Source organism: Frigidibacter sp. SD6-1, from assembly GCF_030143255.1.
Taxonomy (GTDB): domain Bacteria; phylum Pseudomonadota; class Alphaproteobacteria; order Rhodobacterales; family Rhodobacteraceae; genus TMP-24.
Window position 1 is genome coordinate 501,125 of the sequence record NZ_JARJNR010000001.1, and the last position, 15,226, is coordinate 516,350.

Below are 15,226 nucleotides of genomic sequence, written 5' to 3' on the forward strand. Positions count from 1 at the left end.
CGAGCGCCAATGGCGACGGGGCAGAGCCCCCGGCCGCCTCACACCAGAACCGCCCCGTCGGCCTTGATCGCCCCTTCGGTCGCGGCGTCGCCCAGAAGCATCTCGTTGTGCGGCTTGCCCGACGGGATCATCGGGAAGCAGTTCTCATGCTTCTCGACGAGGCAATCGAAGATCACCGGCCCGTCATAGGCGAGCATTTCCGCGATCGCATCGTCCAGATCCTTCGGATCGGAACATTTGATACCCTTGCAGCCGAAAGCCTCGGCCAGTTTCACGAAATCGGGCAGGCTTTCCGACCAGCTTTGCGAATAGCGCTCGCCATGCAGAAGCTGCTGCCATTGCCGCACCATGCCGAGCCGTTCGTTGTTGAGGATGAACTGCTTGACCGGCGCGCGGAACTGCACGGCCGTTCCCATCTCCTGCATGTTCATCAGCCACGAGGCCTCGCCCGCCACATTGATCACCAGCGCATCCGGATGGGCGATCTGCACGCCGATGGACGCCGGCAGGCCATAGCCCATGGTGCCGAGGCCGCCGGAGGTCATCCAGCGGTTCGGATCGTCGAAGTGCAGGAACTGCGCCGCCCACATCTGGTGCTGGCCGACCTCGGTCGTGACATAGCGCTTGCGGCCCTTGGTCAGCGCCTCCAGACGTTCAAGCGCGTATTGCGGTTTGATGATCGTGGCGGAATTCTTGTAGGTCAGGCATTTCTTCAGCTTCCACTGCTCGATCTGGCCCCACCATTTCGCCAGCCCGGGCTTGTTGACCTTGCGGCCGCGCGCCTTCCAGACGTTCAGAAGGTCTTCCAGCACATGGGCGACGTCGCCGACGATCGGGATATCGACATGGATGACCTTGTTGATCGAGGACGGGTCGATGTCGATATGGGCCTTCTTGGAATGGGGGCTGAAGTCGGCGATCCGCCCGGTGATCCGGTCATCGAAGCGGGCGCCCACGTTGATCATCAGATCGCAGCCATGCATCGCAAGATTGGCCTCGTAAAGCCCGTGCATGCCCAGCATGCCGATCCAGCCCTTGCCGGATGCCGGATAGGCGCCAAGGCCCATCAGCGTCGAGGTGACCGGAAAGCCGGTCGCATCCGCGATCTCGCGCAGAAGCTGGCTTGCCGCGGGGCCGGAGTTGATGACGCCGCCGCCGGTATAAAGGACCGGGCGCTCGGCCTGTTCCATCAGTTCGACAAGCGCGGTGATCGCCTTCAGATCGCCCTTGACGCGCGGCTGGTAATGGTCGGTCTTCGCCTCGCGCGGGGGCTTGTACTGGCCGGTGGCGAACTGCACGTCCTTGGGGATATCGACCAGAACCGGGCCGGGGCGGCCGCTGGTCGCGACATGGAAGGCCTGGTGGATGACCTCGGACAGCTTGTCTGTGTCCTTCACAAGCCAGTTATGCTTGGTGCAGGGCCGGGTGATGCCGACCGTATCGGCCTCCTGAAATCCGTCAGTGCCGATCATGAAGGTGGGCACCTGACCCGAGAGGACCACAAGCGGGATCGAATCCATCAGCGCATCGACCATGCCGGTAACCGCGTTGGTGGCGCCGGGACCCGAGGTCACGAGGACAACACCCGGCTTGCCGGTCGAGCGGGCATAGCCTTCGGCCATATGGACCGCGCCCTGTTCATGGCGCACCAGAATGTGGCGGATGTCGTTTTGCTGGAAGATCTCGTCATAGATCGGTAGGACCGCGCCACCGGGATAGCCAAAGACCACGTCCACGCCCTGATCCTTCAGCGCCTGAACCACCATCCTCGCTCCGGTCATCGCCCGTGACATTCGTTCTTCCTCCAATCACGCCTTCAGCAACAAAAAGCCCCCGAGGGTCATCGGGGGCGCATGGGAACCTGTCAGGTCTGCCGTCACCGGCCCATGCGCCAAGCCCCCCCAAGTACAAGAATCGCCACCATGGCTTTTCCCTTTCGCTGCTGTGCGGCGGACATTAGGCAGGGGGCAATCGGGCGTCAACCGGCAAAATCCGGCGTTTTGTGTCCCTGGCGTCGTTTTTTCGGCATTTTTATTGCGCAATGCGCATTATCGATGCAACAAACCGGATTTGAGACGGGCTTCAGAGCCCGATCCAGAGCGTGTAGCCGAGATAGGCAACAAGGAATGCTGCGCCCGCACCGCGGCTGACACGGTCGTGAAGATAGGAAAGCGACACCAGCGCAAGCGCCGCCGCCAGCGCAAAGGGCAGATCGAAGGCAGGGAAACGCCCGTCTACCGGCACCGGATGGATCGTCGCAGTGACGCCGAGAATGCCGAAGATGTTGAAGATGTTCGAGCCGAGCACATTGCCGAGCGCGATGGCGCTGTTACCCCGCAGGGCGGCAATCAGCGAGGTGGCAAGCTCGGGCAGCGAGGTGCCGATGGCGACGATGGTCAGGCCGATCACCGCCTCGCTGACCCCGACGGCGCGCGCCATTTCCGACGCGCTGTCGACGAGAAACCGCGCGCCCAGCATCAGGCCCGCGAGACCGCCGAGCATGGCCAGTCCGGCGAGCCAGGGGGAGGAAACTTCATGCGCGGGTTCCTCTGGCGCATGGGCGCCGCCGGCGAGGCTGCGCCAGAGATAGACGGCCAGCGCAAGGACCAGAAGCGCGCCTTCGACATGCGAGATCAGCCCGCCGAGCATCATGACCCAAAGGACGAGGGTCGCGCCGATCATGACCGCCATGTCGGCCCGGACCGAAGCGAAGGGCACCGGCACCGGCGCGATCACCGCGGAAACGCCGAGGATCAGAAGCACGTTCGCGATATTCGAACCCACCACGTTGCCGACCGCCACGTCCGGCGCGCCGCCAAGCGCGGCCTGCAGGGCGACCAGAAGCTCCGGCGTCGATGTGCCGAAGCCGACGATGGTCAGACCGATGACCATCGGCGGGATGCGGAACCTGTGCGCCAGCCCGACCGCGCCACGCACCAGAAACTCACCGCCGACGAAGAGAAGCGCGAGGCCGAGAAAGAACCAAACGAACAGCATCCGAAACTCCTTTCGCCCAGATCAAAGGGGTAGGGAGCGGGTTTGCAAGGGGAGAGGCGGGAATTATCCACGCATGCTCATCGTCGCACATGCGTGCGCTCTTCGCAGGCGACGAGAACCGAAGGGCACGAGGAGCGGCGTCTCAGGCGGCCTCTTCCACGCGCGTCGCCTTCAGCCGGTGGCCGACCGAGACGATCGCTTCGATCACCGGGCGGAATTCATGGCCGAGCTCTGTCAGTTCATATTCGACCGAGGGCGGCGAGGTCGGCATCACCCGGCGGGTGACGACGCCGTGGCTCTCCAGTTCCTTCAGCCGCTGGGTCAGGACCTTGGCCGAGATCGCGGGAATGTCGATGCGAAGCTCCGAGAACCGCCTCGGGCCCGCCGACAGATACCAGATCAGGTTCGGTGTCCAGGCGCCGCCCAGAACAGACATGCACTGGCTGATCGGGCACATGGGGTGCGGCATGCGGTTCTTGCGGACTTTGAGCGCCATTCCATCCTCCGGGGTTACTGCCCGGATACCCCATTCTGGCGGTAACCTCAAGTCTTATGGTTTCCATAGGTAACGTATCGAGCTACCTGACTGGCATCGAAACTCGGAGAACGGAGACCAAGATGAAACTCTACTATTCCCCCGGCGCCTGTTCGATGGCGTCCCATATCGTCCTGCGCGAGCTGGGCGAAAACTTCGAGCTGGAGCGCGTCGATACCGCGACCAAGAAGACCGAGAAGGGCAGTGACTTCTACGCGGTCAACAGCAAGGGCAAGGTGCCCGCACTTGCCGTCGATGGCGAAGTGCTGACCGAAGGCCCCTCCATCCTGCAATTCGTGGCCGACCGTGCGGGCGACCGGCATCTGGCGCCGCAGGCCGGAACGCTCGACCGGGCGCGGGTGAACGAGCTTCTGAACTTCACCGGCACCGAACTGCATGTGGCCTTCCACCCGCTCTTCAACCCAGCCTCGACTGATGCCGCCAAGGAGGCAGCGCGCAAGAATGTCGGCACCAAGTTCGACTGGCTGGAGGCGCGGCTTGCCGACGGGCGCCTGTATCTGACCGGCCAGAATTTCACCGTCGCCGATGCCTATGCCTTCGTCGCCTCCAACTGGGCCAACTTTACCGGCATCGACCTTGGTGCCTGGCCGAAGCTCAAGGCCTTCGTCGAACGCGTCGCGGCGCGCCCGGCCGCCCAGGCGGCGATGAAGGCCGAAGGGCTGATCGCATGAGCGCGCATGCGGCGGAATATGGCGCCGTCGCGGCAGTGATCGAAGAGTATTTCGACGGGCTTTATCACTCTGATACCAAGCGGTTGCGGCGGGTCTTTCATCCTTTGGCGCAGTATGTCTGCGTCACGGACGGCACGCTGCTTTACCGGACGATGGAAGAGTATTTCCCGGTGGTCGACGCCCGTCCCGCGCCCTCAGCGCGGGGCGAGGCACGGGCCGATCGCATTCTCTCGATCGAATTCGCCGGGCCGGGAATGGCCCGCGCGGTCCTGAACTGCGCGATCGGCGACCGGTTCTTCACCGACTGGCTGACCTTCATCAAGCTCGAAGGTCGCTGGCAGGTGATGTCGAAACTCTTCCACTATGAACCGAGAGGGGCCGCCTGATGCCTTACGTGAACATCAAGATCACCCGCGAGGGGGCGACGGCGGCGCAGAAGTCCGAACTGATCAGCGGCGTGACCCAGCTTCTGGTCGATGTGCTTGACAAGAACCCGGCCACGACCTTCGTTGTCATCGACGAGGTTGCGCTGGAGGATTGGGGCGTCGGCGGTCTGCCGGTCGAGGACTATCGTCAAAGCCTTAAGTCCCAGGGCTGACGGTCGGGCCGCGGCGGGTTCCCTCACCCCCATCTCAGCCGCCGCGGCCCACTTCGATAGCTTCCGCTCAGGACAGGAGAGTCATTTGGAAACAGCGCGTTACACACTTGTCATGCTTCTGGCGGGGATCGGCATTCCCGTTCTGGCGGCGCTCAATGCGCAGCTTGGCACCCGCGTCGGATCGCCCGCGGCGGCGGCGCTGATCCTGTTCTTCGTCGCGGCGACGGCGGCGGCCGTCATGGCGCTGGTGACGGGCGGTCTTCCGGCGCTGCCGTCGGCGCGCGGCCAGCCGCCGCATCTTTTCCTCGCGGGGCTGCTTGTCTGTTTCTACGTCCTGTCGATCACCTGGATCGCGCCGCACTTCGGTGTCGGCAACGCGATCTTCTGCGTGCTTCTGGGGCAGATGATCTCTGCCGCCGCGATCGACCATTTCGGGCTTTTCAACGCAGCGGTCAGGGCGCTGACGCCGCTCCGCGCCAGTGGAATCGCTGCGATGGCGGCGGGGCTCTTGATGGTGCGGCTGGGGTAGATGCCCGGGTTCGGGGGCGCCCGCCGAAGCACTGCTTTTTTGCGTGAATTCCGGGCGTTAACTGTTGAAATCCGCGGGTTCTTCTGCGACCAATTCTTATGGCCCGTCCCGCGGGACCAAATCATAACAACCGGGAGGTAATCACACCGATGGACCGTCGTTCCTTTCTGACCAAGGCCGCCGTTGGCGCGGCCGGAAGTGCCGTTCTGGCGGCACCTGCAATCGCGCAGGAAAATCCCAAGCTCAACTGGCGCGTGACCTCGTCCTTCCCCAAGGCGCTCGACACGATCTATGGCGCGGCCGAGACGATGGCGAAATATGTGAACGAGATGACCGAGGGCGGGCTGACCCTTCAGGTCTTCCCGGCGGGCGAACTGGTGCCCGGCCTTGAGGCCGCCGATGCGGTGACGAACGGCACGGTCGAGGCCTGCCACACCGCCTCCTACTATTTCTGGGGCAAGGACCCGACCTATGCGCTTGGCACCTGCGTGCCCTTCGGCCTGAACTATCGGCAGATGAACGCCTGGCTTTACTACGGCGGCGGCATCGACATGCTGAACGAGTTCTTCCACACCCAGAACCTGCATTACATGCCCTGCGGCAATACCGGCGTGCAGATGGGCGGCTGGTACCGCAAGGAAATCAACTCTGTCGCCGACCTGCAGGGCCTGAAGATGCGCATCGGCGGTTTCGCGGGCAAGATCATCGAGAAACTGGGCGTCGTGCCGCAGCAGATCGCCGGCGGCGACATCTATCCGTCGCTGGAAAAGGGCACGATCGATGCCGCCGAATGGGTCGGTCCCTATGACGATGAGAAGCTCGGCTTCTACAAGGTCGCGCCCTATTACTACTACCCGGGCTGGTGGGAAGGCGCGCCGACGCTGTCGACCATGGTCAACCTCGACAAGTGGAACGAGCTTCCGGCGCACTATCAGTCGGTTCTCAGCACGGCCTGCGAGGCGGCGAATTCCAACATGATGGCCTCCTACGACCACAAGAACCCCGGGGCGCTCCGCTCGCTCGTGGCGAACGGAACGCAACTTCGTCCGTTCCCGCAGGATGTGATGTCGGCCGCTTTCGATGCGGCAATGGCCACCTACGAGGAGGTTTCGGCAACGAATGCCGCCTTCAAGAAGATTCACGACAGCCAGAAGGCCTTCAAGGCCGATGCCTATCTTTGGGCGCAGCTTTCGGAATACAACTATGACGTCTTCATGATGGGCCAGCAGCAGGCCGGCAAGCTCTGAGCTGAGCTGAAGCGAGATGAGGAAAGGCCCCGACGAATGTCGGGGCCTTTTTCATGTGCGCCTCCTCGTCGCCTTCGGCGCTCGTCGGTCGCGGCGTCCGCCGGGCACCTCCGACGAGAAGCCGGAGGCGCCCGAGGAGGTCTCGCGTCAGGGATTGACGACCGGTGCGCCAAGCTTCGGGGCGCCGAGGGTTGGCAAGCCGCCCGTTCCGCCGCCAAGCGGCTGCAGCGTCGGCACGGTGATCTCCACCGTCGAGGGATCGATCACCTTGCCCTTGTAATGCATGACCATGCCGGGGAAGCCGATGGTGATGCCGATCATCACCACCTGGATCACCACGAAGGGCACGGCCCCCCAATAGATCTGCCCGGTCGAGACGCCTGCCAGCTTCTCGCCTGTCACCTTGTCCAGGTAAGAGCCGCGCGGCGCGACCGAGCGCAGATAGAACAGCGCGAAGCCGAAGGGCGGGTGCATGAAGGATGTCTGCATGTTCACGCCAAGGATCACCCCGAACCAGATCAGATCGATCCCCAGTTTCTCGGCCGCCGGGGCCAGAAGAGGGACGATGATGAAGGCCAGCTCGAAGAAATCGAGGAAGAAGGCCAAGAGGAACACCATGATCGAGACGATGATCAGGAAGCCGAGCTGCCCGCCGGGCAGGCCGGTCAGCAGATGCTCGACCCAGAGATGGCCGTCGACGCCGTAGAAGGTCAGCGAGAAAACCCGCGCGCCGACGAGGATGAACATCACGAAGGCCGAAAGCCGCGTGGTCGCGGTCAGCGCCTGCTGCACGACGTTCATCGTCAGCCGCCGTTTCATCGCCGCCAGTCCCAGCGCGCCGACCGCGCCCATGGCGCCACCCTCGGTCGGCGTGGCGATGCCGAGGAAAATCGTGCCGAGGACGAGGAAGATGAGCGCGAGCGGCGGGATCAGCACCATGATCACCTGTGCGGCGAGCCGGGACAGGAGGCCGATGTTGAGTGACCGGTCGAGGACAGCGAAAAGATAGACCGCGCCGATGCCGGCACAGGTGCCGAGGATGCCGGCGTTAGAACCGTGGCCCGGCCTCAGATAGCCGGTCGCGAGATAGGCGACCGCGACGCCCGCCGCGAGCGCCAGGACTAGAGAGGCGACGCCCGACCCGAGCGTGCGCGCCTCTTTCGGCAGCGCCGGCACCCAGGCGGGCCGGAAGACCGAGACGAGAAAGACATAGCCCATGTAAAGCCCGGTCAGCACCAGGCCCGGCACCAGCGCGCCCTTGTACATATCCCCGACCGAACGGCCGAGCTGGTCGGCCAGAACGATGAGGACAAGCGAGGGCGGAATGATCTGCGCGAGCGTACCCGAGGCCGCGATCACCCCAGTCGCCACCCGCCGGTCATAGCCATAGCGCAGCATGATCGGCAGCGAGATGAGGCCCATGGCGATGACCGAGGCCGCGACGACGCCGGTCGTGGCGGCCAGAAGCGCGCCCACCACGATCACCGCATAGGCGAGGCCTCCGCGGATCGGACCGAAAAGCTGGCCCACGGTGTCCAAGAGGTCCTCTGCCATGCCGGACCGTTCCAGCACGATCCCCATGAAGGTGAAGAAGGGGATGGCCAGAAGCGTGTCGTTCGACATCACCCCCCATAGTCGCTGGGGCATGGTGAAAAGGAGCGGCCAGTCGAGATGGATCGAGTCGGAGAAGGGCGCGAGCCAGACGCCGATGGCGAAGAACACCAGCCCGTTGGCGGCAAGCGAGAAGGCGACCGGATAGCCAAGCAGCAGAAAGACCACCAGCGAGGCGAACATGATCGGCGCCATATTGTGGGCGATAAGCTCGATCATTTCGCATCTTCTCCCTTGGTCTGCTGTGCGAGTGCGGCACCTTCCAGTTCCGCCGCCTCATGGGCAGAGACGAACGGGTGGGGGTCATCGATCAGGCCGCGCATGACAGCGATCTTCTTGATGATTTCGGAAATGGCCTGTGCGACCAGAAGGATGAACCCCAAGGCGAGGAAGGCACGGGCGGGCCAGATGATCAGTCCGCCGGCGTTCGTCGAAATCTGGCCGATCCGCCAGGCCTGAAGCGTGTAGGGGACCAGCATCCAGCTCATCAGGGCAACGAAGGGCAGAAGGAAGAAGACATGGCCTATGAGGTCGATCCAGTGCTGGGTCCGGCGGGTGCGGGTGCCGTAGAAGATGTCGATGCGGATATGTTCGTTCTGCATCAACGTATAGGCCGAAGCGAGCATGAAGGCGGCGCCGAAGAGATACCATTGCGCCTCGAGCCAGGCGTTCGACGACATGTTGAAGAGCTTCCGGATGATGGCATTCACCGCGCTGATCATGATCGCGGCAAAGATCAGCCATGATACCCAGCGGCCGATGAAGCCGTTGATCCCGTCGATCAGCCTCGACAGGCCAAGCAATATCCCCATTCATTCCTCCCGCGCGGCGTTGACGCCGTCATTCTCGAAAATTGGTATAGCTACCTTACCAGTCTGGCAAGATTGACGTGGCCGCCGATCCTGCTGTTTGCCATCTGGGCGCAGCTTACCCGGTGCGGACGAAGGGCGCATCGGAAATCAGGCGCTCCGATCCATGGACCCTCGCTGCGGGCGCTCTCTGCCGCCTTTGTCTACGCCGGTATACAATCAGCGGCGGGTTCGGAAATCAACCCTGTGGATAGCGTTCGATCAGGTCCCAGCGGTTACCGAACGGATCCCTCCACACCGCGACGATGCCATAGGGTTCGTGCCGGGGTGCTTCCTCGAATGTGACGCCGGCGGCCAGCATCGCCGCATGGTCGCGGGCGAAGTCGTCGGTTTCGAGGAACAGGAAGACCCGTCCTCCGGTCTGGTTGCCGATGGCAGATGTCTGCGCCTGGCCCACGGCCTTCCCCAGCAGCAGCGCTGCGCCGCCTTCCGGCGCGACGGTGACCCAGCGCTTGTCCGGGCCTTGCCGGATATCCTCGATCAGCCGGAAACCGAGCCGCCCCACGTAAAACTCGATCGCTTGATCATAGTCAGGCACGACAAGCGCGACGGTAGAAAGCGTACGATACATCGCTGGCGGTCAGCGCACGGGGCGCGCTTCGGGCAGCGTGATCCGCGCCACCTGCTCGGCGATCGGGTCGACCGAGAGGGGATGGGTCTCGCCCGTATGATCGGCCGGGTCGCCGATCGGCTGCCAGCGGCCGGACTTGTAAATCTCGACCGCGGTGAAATTGGCCTTGTAACCCATCTTGCGGCTGCCGGGCACCCAATAGCCGAGATAGACATAGGGCAGACCCGCCGCGCGGGCGATCTCGACATGGTCAAGGATGATGTAGGTGCCAAGGCTGTCGCCTACCTTGTCGGGGTCGTAGAAGCTGTAGACCATGCTCACCCCGTCATCGAGCACGTCGGTGAGGCAGACGGCGGTCAGCGCGCGGCGCCCGTCGAGTTCCGAAGGGGGCGCGACATATTCGATGACGCGGCTCTTGACCGGCGTCTCCTCGATCATCGCGGCGAATTCGAAGATGTCCATGTCGGCCATGCCGCCGTCGGAATGGCGGCTGTCGAGATAGCGACGGAAGAGCGCATACTGATCCTCGGTCGCCCAGGGGCTGGTCGCCTCGCGCCTCAGGTAGCTGTTCCGGCGGATCGTGCGGCGCTGGCTGCGGGAGGGTTCGAAATCGGCCACCCGGATGCGGGCCGAAAGGCAAGCCGTACAATCGGCGCAGGACGGGCGATAGAGCACGTTCTGCGACCGCCGGAAGCCCTGTTTCGACAGGGCGTCGTTCAGCCGCACCGCATTGTCGCCCGGCAGCGCGGTGAACAGCTTTCTTTCATACCTGCCGTCGAGATACGGGCAGGGCTGCGGAGCCGTCACATAGAACTGGGGCGCGATGGGCAGCGTATGGCGCATGGACCTGCAGGACTTTACCTGCCCGTCACGTTAGCAAGGCCCGGACCGTCCGCCAAGAGTGCTGTTGCAGCGGTCCGGGCGGCAGCGATTCACGACGGGAAGGCCCGGTATTGGATGAGGCCCGGAAACGGTACGGCGGGCACAAAAGGCCCGCCGCCGGTTCATTCCGCGACCTGCGGGAACTGGGCCTTGCCACCGCCCAGCCGGTCCTCCAGCGCCTTAAGCCGCTCGCCGATGGACGCAAGCTCGGCCTTGCCTGCATCGACGGCCTCGGCGAGTTCGATCGGGTCGGGCGCCTCGGGCTCTTCTTCCTTCGGACCGATGAAGAACGACGCGCCCTTCGCCAGCCAGTGCTGAAGGTCGTCCATGATAAGGTAGAAGGACGGCACAACGACTAGCGACAGCACTGTCGAGACGATGATGCCGCCCATCACCGCGATGGCCATCGGCGCGCGGAAAGCGCCGCCTTCGCCCACGCCAAGCGCCGAGGGCAGCATGCCCGCCGACATGGCGATCGAGGTCATGACGATGGGCCGCGCCCGCTTGTGGCCCGCCTCGATCAGCGAATCCAACCGGTCCATGCCCTGACGCCGCATCTCGATGGCGAAATCGATCAGAAGGATGGCGTTCTTCGCGACGATCCCCATCAGCATCAGCATGCCGATCATCACCGGCATCGACAGGGCATTGCCGGTGACCAAGAGAGCGGTGGCCACGCCGAGGATCGACAGGAACAGCGAAAAGACGATGGTGACCGGCTGCAGCGCGCTCTTGAAGAGAAGGATCAGGACCGACGCCATGAGCATCAGGCCCATGATCATCGCATTGACGAAGCTCTTGTTCAGTTCGGCCTGAATCTCGGCATCGCCGGATTCGGTCAGCTTGACCGACGCAGGCAGGCTAACCGATCTGGTGATCTCCTCGAACCGGGCCTTGCCGGTGTCGAGCGCCACGCCGATGGGCAGGCTCGCGCCGATCGTGACCTTGCGCTCGCGATCAAGGCGGTCGATCGTGCCGGGGCCGACGCCCACGCGCACGTCGGCGACCGCCGAAAGCGGCACGCTCGCGCCCGTCGCCGTGGTCAGGCGCAGGGCGGCGATGCGGTTCACGTCCTTCTGCACTTCATCCGTCAGCTGGACGCGCACGGGAATGAGCCGGTTGTCCATCGAGACCTTGGCCAAGGCCTGATCGACATCGCCGATGGTCGCGACGCGCAGCATCTCGGCGATCTGCGCCGTCGAAATGCCAAGGCGCGCGGCTTCTTCCAGTCGCGGCGTAACTTGCAGTTCCGGCCGGGGCAGGGCGCCTTCGTAGGACACGCCCGCAAGAAGCGGATCGCCCCTGAGCGCCGCCTCGAGCTTGTTTGCGGCAAGGGCGAGGTCTTCGCTGTTGGGCGAGCGGATCGAGAAGGAAATGTCGCGCTCAAGCCGGTCGTTCAGCTTGGTGATCCGCACGTCGGGCACCGAGGCGAGCCGCGCGAAGACCTCCTCCTCGATGGCGTTCTGGGGCCGGACCCGGCCTTCGGGCGCGACGGCGGGAAGGATCGCGCCGACAACCGGAATGGATTCGACCATTTGCGACAGCTTGAAGAGCAGCGTCTGGTCCAGATGCTCAAGCTCGACAGTGATCGCGGCGCGGCGCAGGTCAAGATCGCCCTTGGGCGAGGCGCCGTTCAGGACGAAGATACCCTCCACCCCTTCGACATCCTTGATCAATTCGCGCATGGCTTCGGTCTTGCGGTCGGTATCGTCAAGCGACGAGCCCGTCGGCAATTCGACCGAGATCATGAATCGCGACACATCCTCGGGCGGCAGGAAACTGCCGGGCACGCGCAGGAGAAGGACGATCGACAGGGCGAAGATGACGAGCGCACCGAGCAGAGTGAGGTAATAATTGCCGAAGTTGAAGCGTGTGCGCGGAATGCGCCAGCTGTTCAGCGTGTGATGCACGACCCAGAGATAGCCGCGCATCACCGGCCCGTCTTTCTCATGCTCCAGATCTGCGTCCTTGGCACTCATCAGATAGGCGGCCATCATCGGCGTGATGAGGCGGGCGACCAGCAAGGAGAAAAGCACCGCGACCGCGACCGTCAGACCGAACTGGCGGAAATATTGCCCCGGGATGCCCGGCATGAACGACACGGGTACGAAGACCGCGACGATGGTCATCGTTGTGGCAATCACCGCAAGGCCAATCTCGTCCGCCGCCTCGATGGCCGCGCGGTAGGGGGTTTTCCCCATGCGGATGTGACGGGCGATATTCTCGATCTCGACAATCGCGTCATCGACGAGGATGCCGGTGGCAAGCGTCAGCGCGAGGAAGCTCACGAGATTGAGCGAGAAGCCCAGAAGGTCCATCACGTAGAAAGTGGGGATCGCCGACAGCGGCAGGGCGACCGCCGAGATAAGCGTGGCGCGCCAGTTCTTGAGGAAAAGAAGCACCACGATGACGGCGAGAAGCGCGCCCTCCAGCAACGTGTGCAGCGCGGATTCGTAATTGCCATAGGTATAGAAGACCGCGTCGTCGACCTTGCTGATGGCGATCTCGGGATGATCCTTGCGCAACTGGTCGATCACGCCGTTCACGGTCTGATCGACGGTCACCTCGCTCGCCCCCTTGGCGCGGAAGATCGCGAAGGTGACGACCGGCTCGCCGTTGAAGCGCGCGAAGGAGCGCAGTTCCTGATAGGTGTCGGTGATCTGGCCGAGGTCGCCCAGCCGCACATGGCGGCCCGAGGGCAGGGCGATGGTGGTCTCGGCCAGGCTTTCGGCCGACTGCGCATCCCCGAGCGTGCGGATCGCCTGCTCACCGTCGCCGAGCTTGGAACGGCCCGATCCGATATTGGCGTTTGTCGCGCGCAGTTGCGCGTTCACCGCATTGGCGGTGATCCCGTAGCTGTCTAGCTTCAGCGGATCGAGCTTGATCTGGATTTCCCGGTCTGCGCCGCCATAGCGGTCGACCCGGCCGATGCCGGATTTCGCGCGCAGCGCGCGGGTAACGGTGTCGTCGACGTACCAGGATAGTTCCTCGACCGTCATGCCGGGCGAAGACACGGCAAAGCTGAGGATCGCATTACCCTCGACATCGATCTTCTGGATGATCGGCGTGTTCGCCTCGGGGGGCAGGTCTCCCTGCACCCGGTCGACCGCGTCCTTCACATCGTTCAAGGCCGTCTGGGTCGGTACAGACATGTCGAATTCGGCATAGGTCATCGCGCTGCCGTCATTGACGGTCGAGCCGATGTGCTTCACGCCCGAGATGCTGGCGATGGCATCTTCGATCTTGCGGGTGACCTGCGTTTCCAGTTCGGCCGGGGCCGCTCCGGGCTGGCCGACGCTGACCGCGACGACCGGTACGTCGATATTGGGGAACTTGGTGATCGGCAGCGAGAAGAAGGACTGGATCCCCAGGACCATGAGGATCACGAAGGCGAGGATCGAGGCGACCGGGTTCTTGATCGACCAGGCAGAGAAGTTCATGACAGGCTCCTCAGTTGGTCATGTTGGCCGCGTCGAGCGGGACCGGATCCACAAGATCGCCATCGCGGACAAAGGATGCGGCCTTCGCAACCACCAGATCCCCCGCCGAGACGCCGCTTTCGATCTCGATCATGCCACCGTCCTGAACGCCGGTGAGCACCTCGGTGCGGTGGACCATCCCCTCGGCGTCGACTGTCATTAGAAAGGCCCCGTCGGCGTCGGTGCCGAGCGCATTGATAGGCACAGCCACGACCTCGCGTGTCGAAATGTCGATCTCGGTTTCAAGGAAGGTCCCGGAGCGGACGCGGTCGGGCTGATCGAGGGTGATGCGCACGCGGCCAAGCCGGGTCAGAGGGTCGATGGTCGGCTCGACCAGCCGCACGACGCCGGTCAGCGGCTCGCGCTGGCCAGCGGCGCGCAAGGACACCTTCTGACCCGAGGCGACGCGCGCCAGATCCTGCTCGGCCACGTCGGCGTTCAGTTCCAGAAGGCCGTCGCGCACGATGACGAACATCGGCTGGCCCGCGGCGCTGGCGATACCCCCGGCCACCGCGTTCTTTTCAACCACCTCGCCCGCGAAGGGCGCCTTGATCTCGGTCCGGCTGAGTTGCAGCTCGACATTGGCGATCTGCGCGTCAACGAGTTCGAGTTGTGCCTTGGCGGCGGCAGACCCCTGGGTCGCGACCATGACCCGGGCATTTGCCGAGGTGAGCGCGGTCGCCGCCTGATCGGCCGCCGCCTGCGAGGCATTGCCCTGCTTGCGCAGCTGTTCGGCCCGGTCGGCGTTGCGCTTGGCCTCGGCGGCCGAGGCGTTCGCATCGACAAGCTGGGCCTCGGACTGGGCGATCATCGCCAGCGCATTGGCGCGCGAGGCGGCAAGCTGGCTTTTCTGCAGAAGAAGGGCTGTGTCCGACAGGCGGGCAAGAACCGCGCCTTCGGCGACATGATCGCCGACCTCGGCGAGGATCGCGTCGACCGCCTGGCCCTCGACCTGCGGCTGGACGAGCACCCGTTCGACCGCGCCGACAAGGCCCGAGGCGCGCACCCGGTCCTTCAGGACCGCCGTCTGCACGGTCGCGACCGAAATCGCGGGGCGGCTCGCCTTGGTTTCCGGTGCCGCACCCGCTTCGGAAGCAAACTCTGTCGGTGCGTTGGCGGTGTCCTCGCCCGGGGACAGGGCGACATATCCTCCAGCCGCGACGACAAGGGCACCGGCGATCCAGAATAGCGTGTTCTTCTTGGTCATGATCTCAGC

14 protein-coding genes are annotated in these 15,226 nt (G+C 64.0%); 5 read left to right on the top strand and 9 right to left on the bottom strand.

Translation table 11 applies throughout. The annotated features are described in order from the left end of the window. Positions 1 to 38: 38 nt before the first annotated feature. The 3 genes from P0645_RS02430 to P0645_RS02440 all read right to left on the bottom strand — a co-directional run bounded on the left by P0645_RS02430 (position 39) and on the right by P0645_RS02440 (position 3,493). Positions 39 to 1,793: an acetolactate synthase 3 large subunit gene (locus P0645_RS02430; RefSeq protein ID WP_284162964.1), complete on the bottom strand. Its 1,755-nt coding sequence runs from the start codon at positions 1,791 to 1,793 to the stop codon at positions 39 to 41. A gap of 289 nt (positions 1,794 to 2,082) precedes the next feature. Continuing rightward, positions 2,083 to 2,997: a calcium/sodium antiporter gene (locus P0645_RS02435; protein ID WP_284162965.1), complete on the bottom strand. Its 915-nt coding sequence runs from the start codon at positions 2,995 to 2,997 to the stop codon at positions 2,083 to 2,085. 142 nt (positions 2,998 to 3,139) lie between these two features. Continuing rightward, positions 3,140 to 3,493, bottom strand: a complete 354-nt coding sequence (locus P0645_RS02440) for a winged helix-turn-helix transcriptional regulator (protein ID WP_284162966.1) — start codon at positions 3,491 to 3,493, stop codon at positions 3,140 to 3,142. Between the two features lie 122 nt (positions 3,494 to 3,615). Here P0645_RS02440 and gstA point away from each other — a divergent pair, with 122 nt between their 5' ends. The 5 genes from gstA (at position 3,616) to P0645_RS02465 (ending at position 6,598) form a co-directional block, all read left to right on the top strand. After that, the gene (gene gstA, locus P0645_RS02445) at positions 3,616 to 4,224 is read left to right on the top strand and encodes a glutathione transferase GstA (RefSeq protein WP_284162967.1); all 609 of its coding nucleotides are present in this window, start codon (positions 3,616 to 3,618) and stop codon (positions 4,222 to 4,224) included. Next, positions 4,221 to 4,610, top strand: a complete 390-nt coding sequence (locus tag P0645_RS02450; protein WP_284162968.1) for a nuclear transport factor 2 family protein — start codon at positions 4,221 to 4,223, stop codon at positions 4,608 to 4,610. The genes gstA and P0645_RS02450 overlap by 4 nt, the downstream gene beginning before the upstream one ends. Beyond that, entirely contained in the window at positions 4,610 to 4,822 is a 213-nt protein-coding gene (locus P0645_RS02455) for a tautomerase family protein (protein WP_284162969.1), read from the top strand. The genes P0645_RS02450 and P0645_RS02455 overlap by 1 nt, the downstream gene beginning before the upstream one ends. Before the next feature lie 112 nt (positions 4,823 to 4,934). After that, positions 4,935 to 5,351 (top strand): DMT family transporter, encoded by a 417-nt coding sequence (locus tag P0645_RS02460; RefSeq protein WP_284163362.1) that lies wholly within the window; start codon positions 4,935 to 4,937, stop codon positions 5,349 to 5,351. Positions 5,352 to 5,500: 149 nt separating this feature from the next. Then, positions 5,501 to 6,598, top strand: a complete 1,098-nt coding sequence (locus tag P0645_RS02465; RefSeq protein ID WP_284162970.1) for a TRAP transporter substrate-binding protein — start codon at positions 5,501 to 5,503, stop codon at positions 6,596 to 6,598. 147 nt (positions 6,599 to 6,745) lie between these two features. Here P0645_RS02465 and P0645_RS02470 read toward each other — a convergent pair whose 3' ends face one another. The 6 genes from P0645_RS02470 to P0645_RS02495 all read right to left on the bottom strand — a co-directional run bounded on the left by P0645_RS02470 (position 6,746) and on the right by P0645_RS02495 (position 15,217). Then, positions 6,746 to 8,428, bottom strand: coding sequence for a TRAP transporter large permease (locus tag P0645_RS02470; RefSeq protein WP_284162971.1), 1,683 nt, complete (start codon positions 8,426 to 8,428; stop codon positions 6,746 to 6,748). After that, positions 8,425 to 9,021: a TRAP transporter small permease subunit gene (locus tag P0645_RS02475; RefSeq protein WP_284162972.1), complete on the bottom strand. Its 597-nt coding sequence runs from the start codon at positions 9,019 to 9,021 to the stop codon at positions 8,425 to 8,427. Before P0645_RS02475 ends, P0645_RS02470 begins: the two co-directional genes overlap by 4 nt. Positions 9,022 to 9,256: 235 nt before the next feature. Beyond that, the gene (locus P0645_RS02480; RefSeq protein ID WP_284162973.1) at positions 9,257 to 9,649 is read right to left on the bottom strand and encodes a VOC family protein; all 393 of its coding nucleotides are present in this window, start codon (positions 9,647 to 9,649) and stop codon (positions 9,257 to 9,259) included. A gap of 9 nt (positions 9,650 to 9,658) precedes the next feature. Next, positions 9,659 to 10,492, bottom strand: coding sequence for an arginyltransferase (locus tag P0645_RS02485; RefSeq protein ID WP_284162974.1), 834 nt, complete (start codon positions 10,490 to 10,492; stop codon positions 9,659 to 9,661). Positions 10,493 to 10,653: 161 nt separating this feature from the next. Further along, positions 10,654 to 13,971: an efflux RND transporter permease subunit gene (locus P0645_RS02490; protein ID WP_284162975.1), complete on the bottom strand. Its 3,318-nt coding sequence runs from the start codon at positions 13,969 to 13,971 to the stop codon at positions 10,654 to 10,656. A gap of 10 nt (positions 13,972 to 13,981) precedes the next feature. Beyond that, positions 13,982 to 15,217 (bottom strand): efflux RND transporter periplasmic adaptor subunit, encoded by a 1,236-nt coding sequence (locus P0645_RS02495; RefSeq protein WP_284162976.1) that lies wholly within the window; start codon positions 15,215 to 15,217, stop codon positions 13,982 to 13,984. Between the last annotated feature and the right edge of the window lie 9 nt (positions 15,218 to 15,226).

What these genes read in the sequence shown, in the direction of transcription:
- P0645_RS02430 (WP_284162964.1), bottom strand. Translation starts at nt 1,793, where the DNA reads ATGTCACGGGCGATGACCGGAGCGAGGATGGTGGTTCAGGCGCTGAAG.
- P0645_RS02435 (WP_284162965.1), bottom strand. Translation starts at nt 2,997, where the DNA reads ATGCTGTTCGTTTGGTTCTTTCTCGGCCTCGCGCTTCTCTTCGTCGGC.
- P0645_RS02440 (WP_284162966.1), bottom strand. Translation starts at nt 3,493, where the DNA reads ATGGCGCTCAAAGTCCGCAAGAACCGCATGCCGCACCCCATGTGCCCG.
- gstA (WP_284162967.1), top strand. Translation starts at nt 3,616, where the DNA reads ATGAAACTCTACTATTCCCCCGGCGCCTGTTCGATGGCGTCCCATATC.
- P0645_RS02450 (WP_284162968.1), top strand. Translation starts at nt 4,221, where the DNA reads ATGAGCGCGCATGCGGCGGAATATGGCGCCGTCGCGGCAGTGATCGAA.
- P0645_RS02455 (WP_284162969.1), top strand. Translation starts at nt 4,610, where the DNA reads ATGCCTTACGTGAACATCAAGATCACCCGCGAGGGGGCGACGGCGGCG.
- P0645_RS02460 (WP_284163362.1), top strand. Translation starts at nt 4,935, where the DNA reads ATGCTTCTGGCGGGGATCGGCATTCCCGTTCTGGCGGCGCTCAATGCG.
- P0645_RS02465 (WP_284162970.1), top strand. Translation starts at nt 5,501, where the DNA reads ATGGACCGTCGTTCCTTTCTGACCAAGGCCGCCGTTGGCGCGGCCGGA.
- P0645_RS02470 (WP_284162971.1), bottom strand. Translation starts at nt 8,428, where the DNA reads ATGATCGAGCTTATCGCCCACAATATGGCGCCGATCATGTTCGCCTCG.
- P0645_RS02475 (WP_284162972.1), bottom strand. Translation starts at nt 9,021, where the DNA reads ATGGGGATATTGCTTGGCCTGTCGAGGCTGATCGACGGGATCAACGGC.
- P0645_RS02480 (WP_284162973.1), bottom strand. Translation starts at nt 9,649, where the DNA reads ATGTATCGTACGCTTTCTACCGTCGCGCTTGTCGTGCCTGACTATGAT.
- P0645_RS02485 (WP_284162974.1), bottom strand. Translation starts at nt 10,492, where the DNA reads ATGCGCCATACGCTGCCCATCGCGCCCCAGTTCTATGTGACGGCTCCG.
- P0645_RS02490 (WP_284162975.1), bottom strand. Translation starts at nt 13,971, where the DNA reads ATGAACTTCTCTGCCTGGTCGATCAAGAACCCGGTCGCCTCGATCCTC.
- P0645_RS02495 (WP_284162976.1), bottom strand. Translation starts at nt 15,217, where the DNA reads ATGACCAAGAAGAACACGCTATTCTGGATCGCCGGTGCCCTTGTCGTC.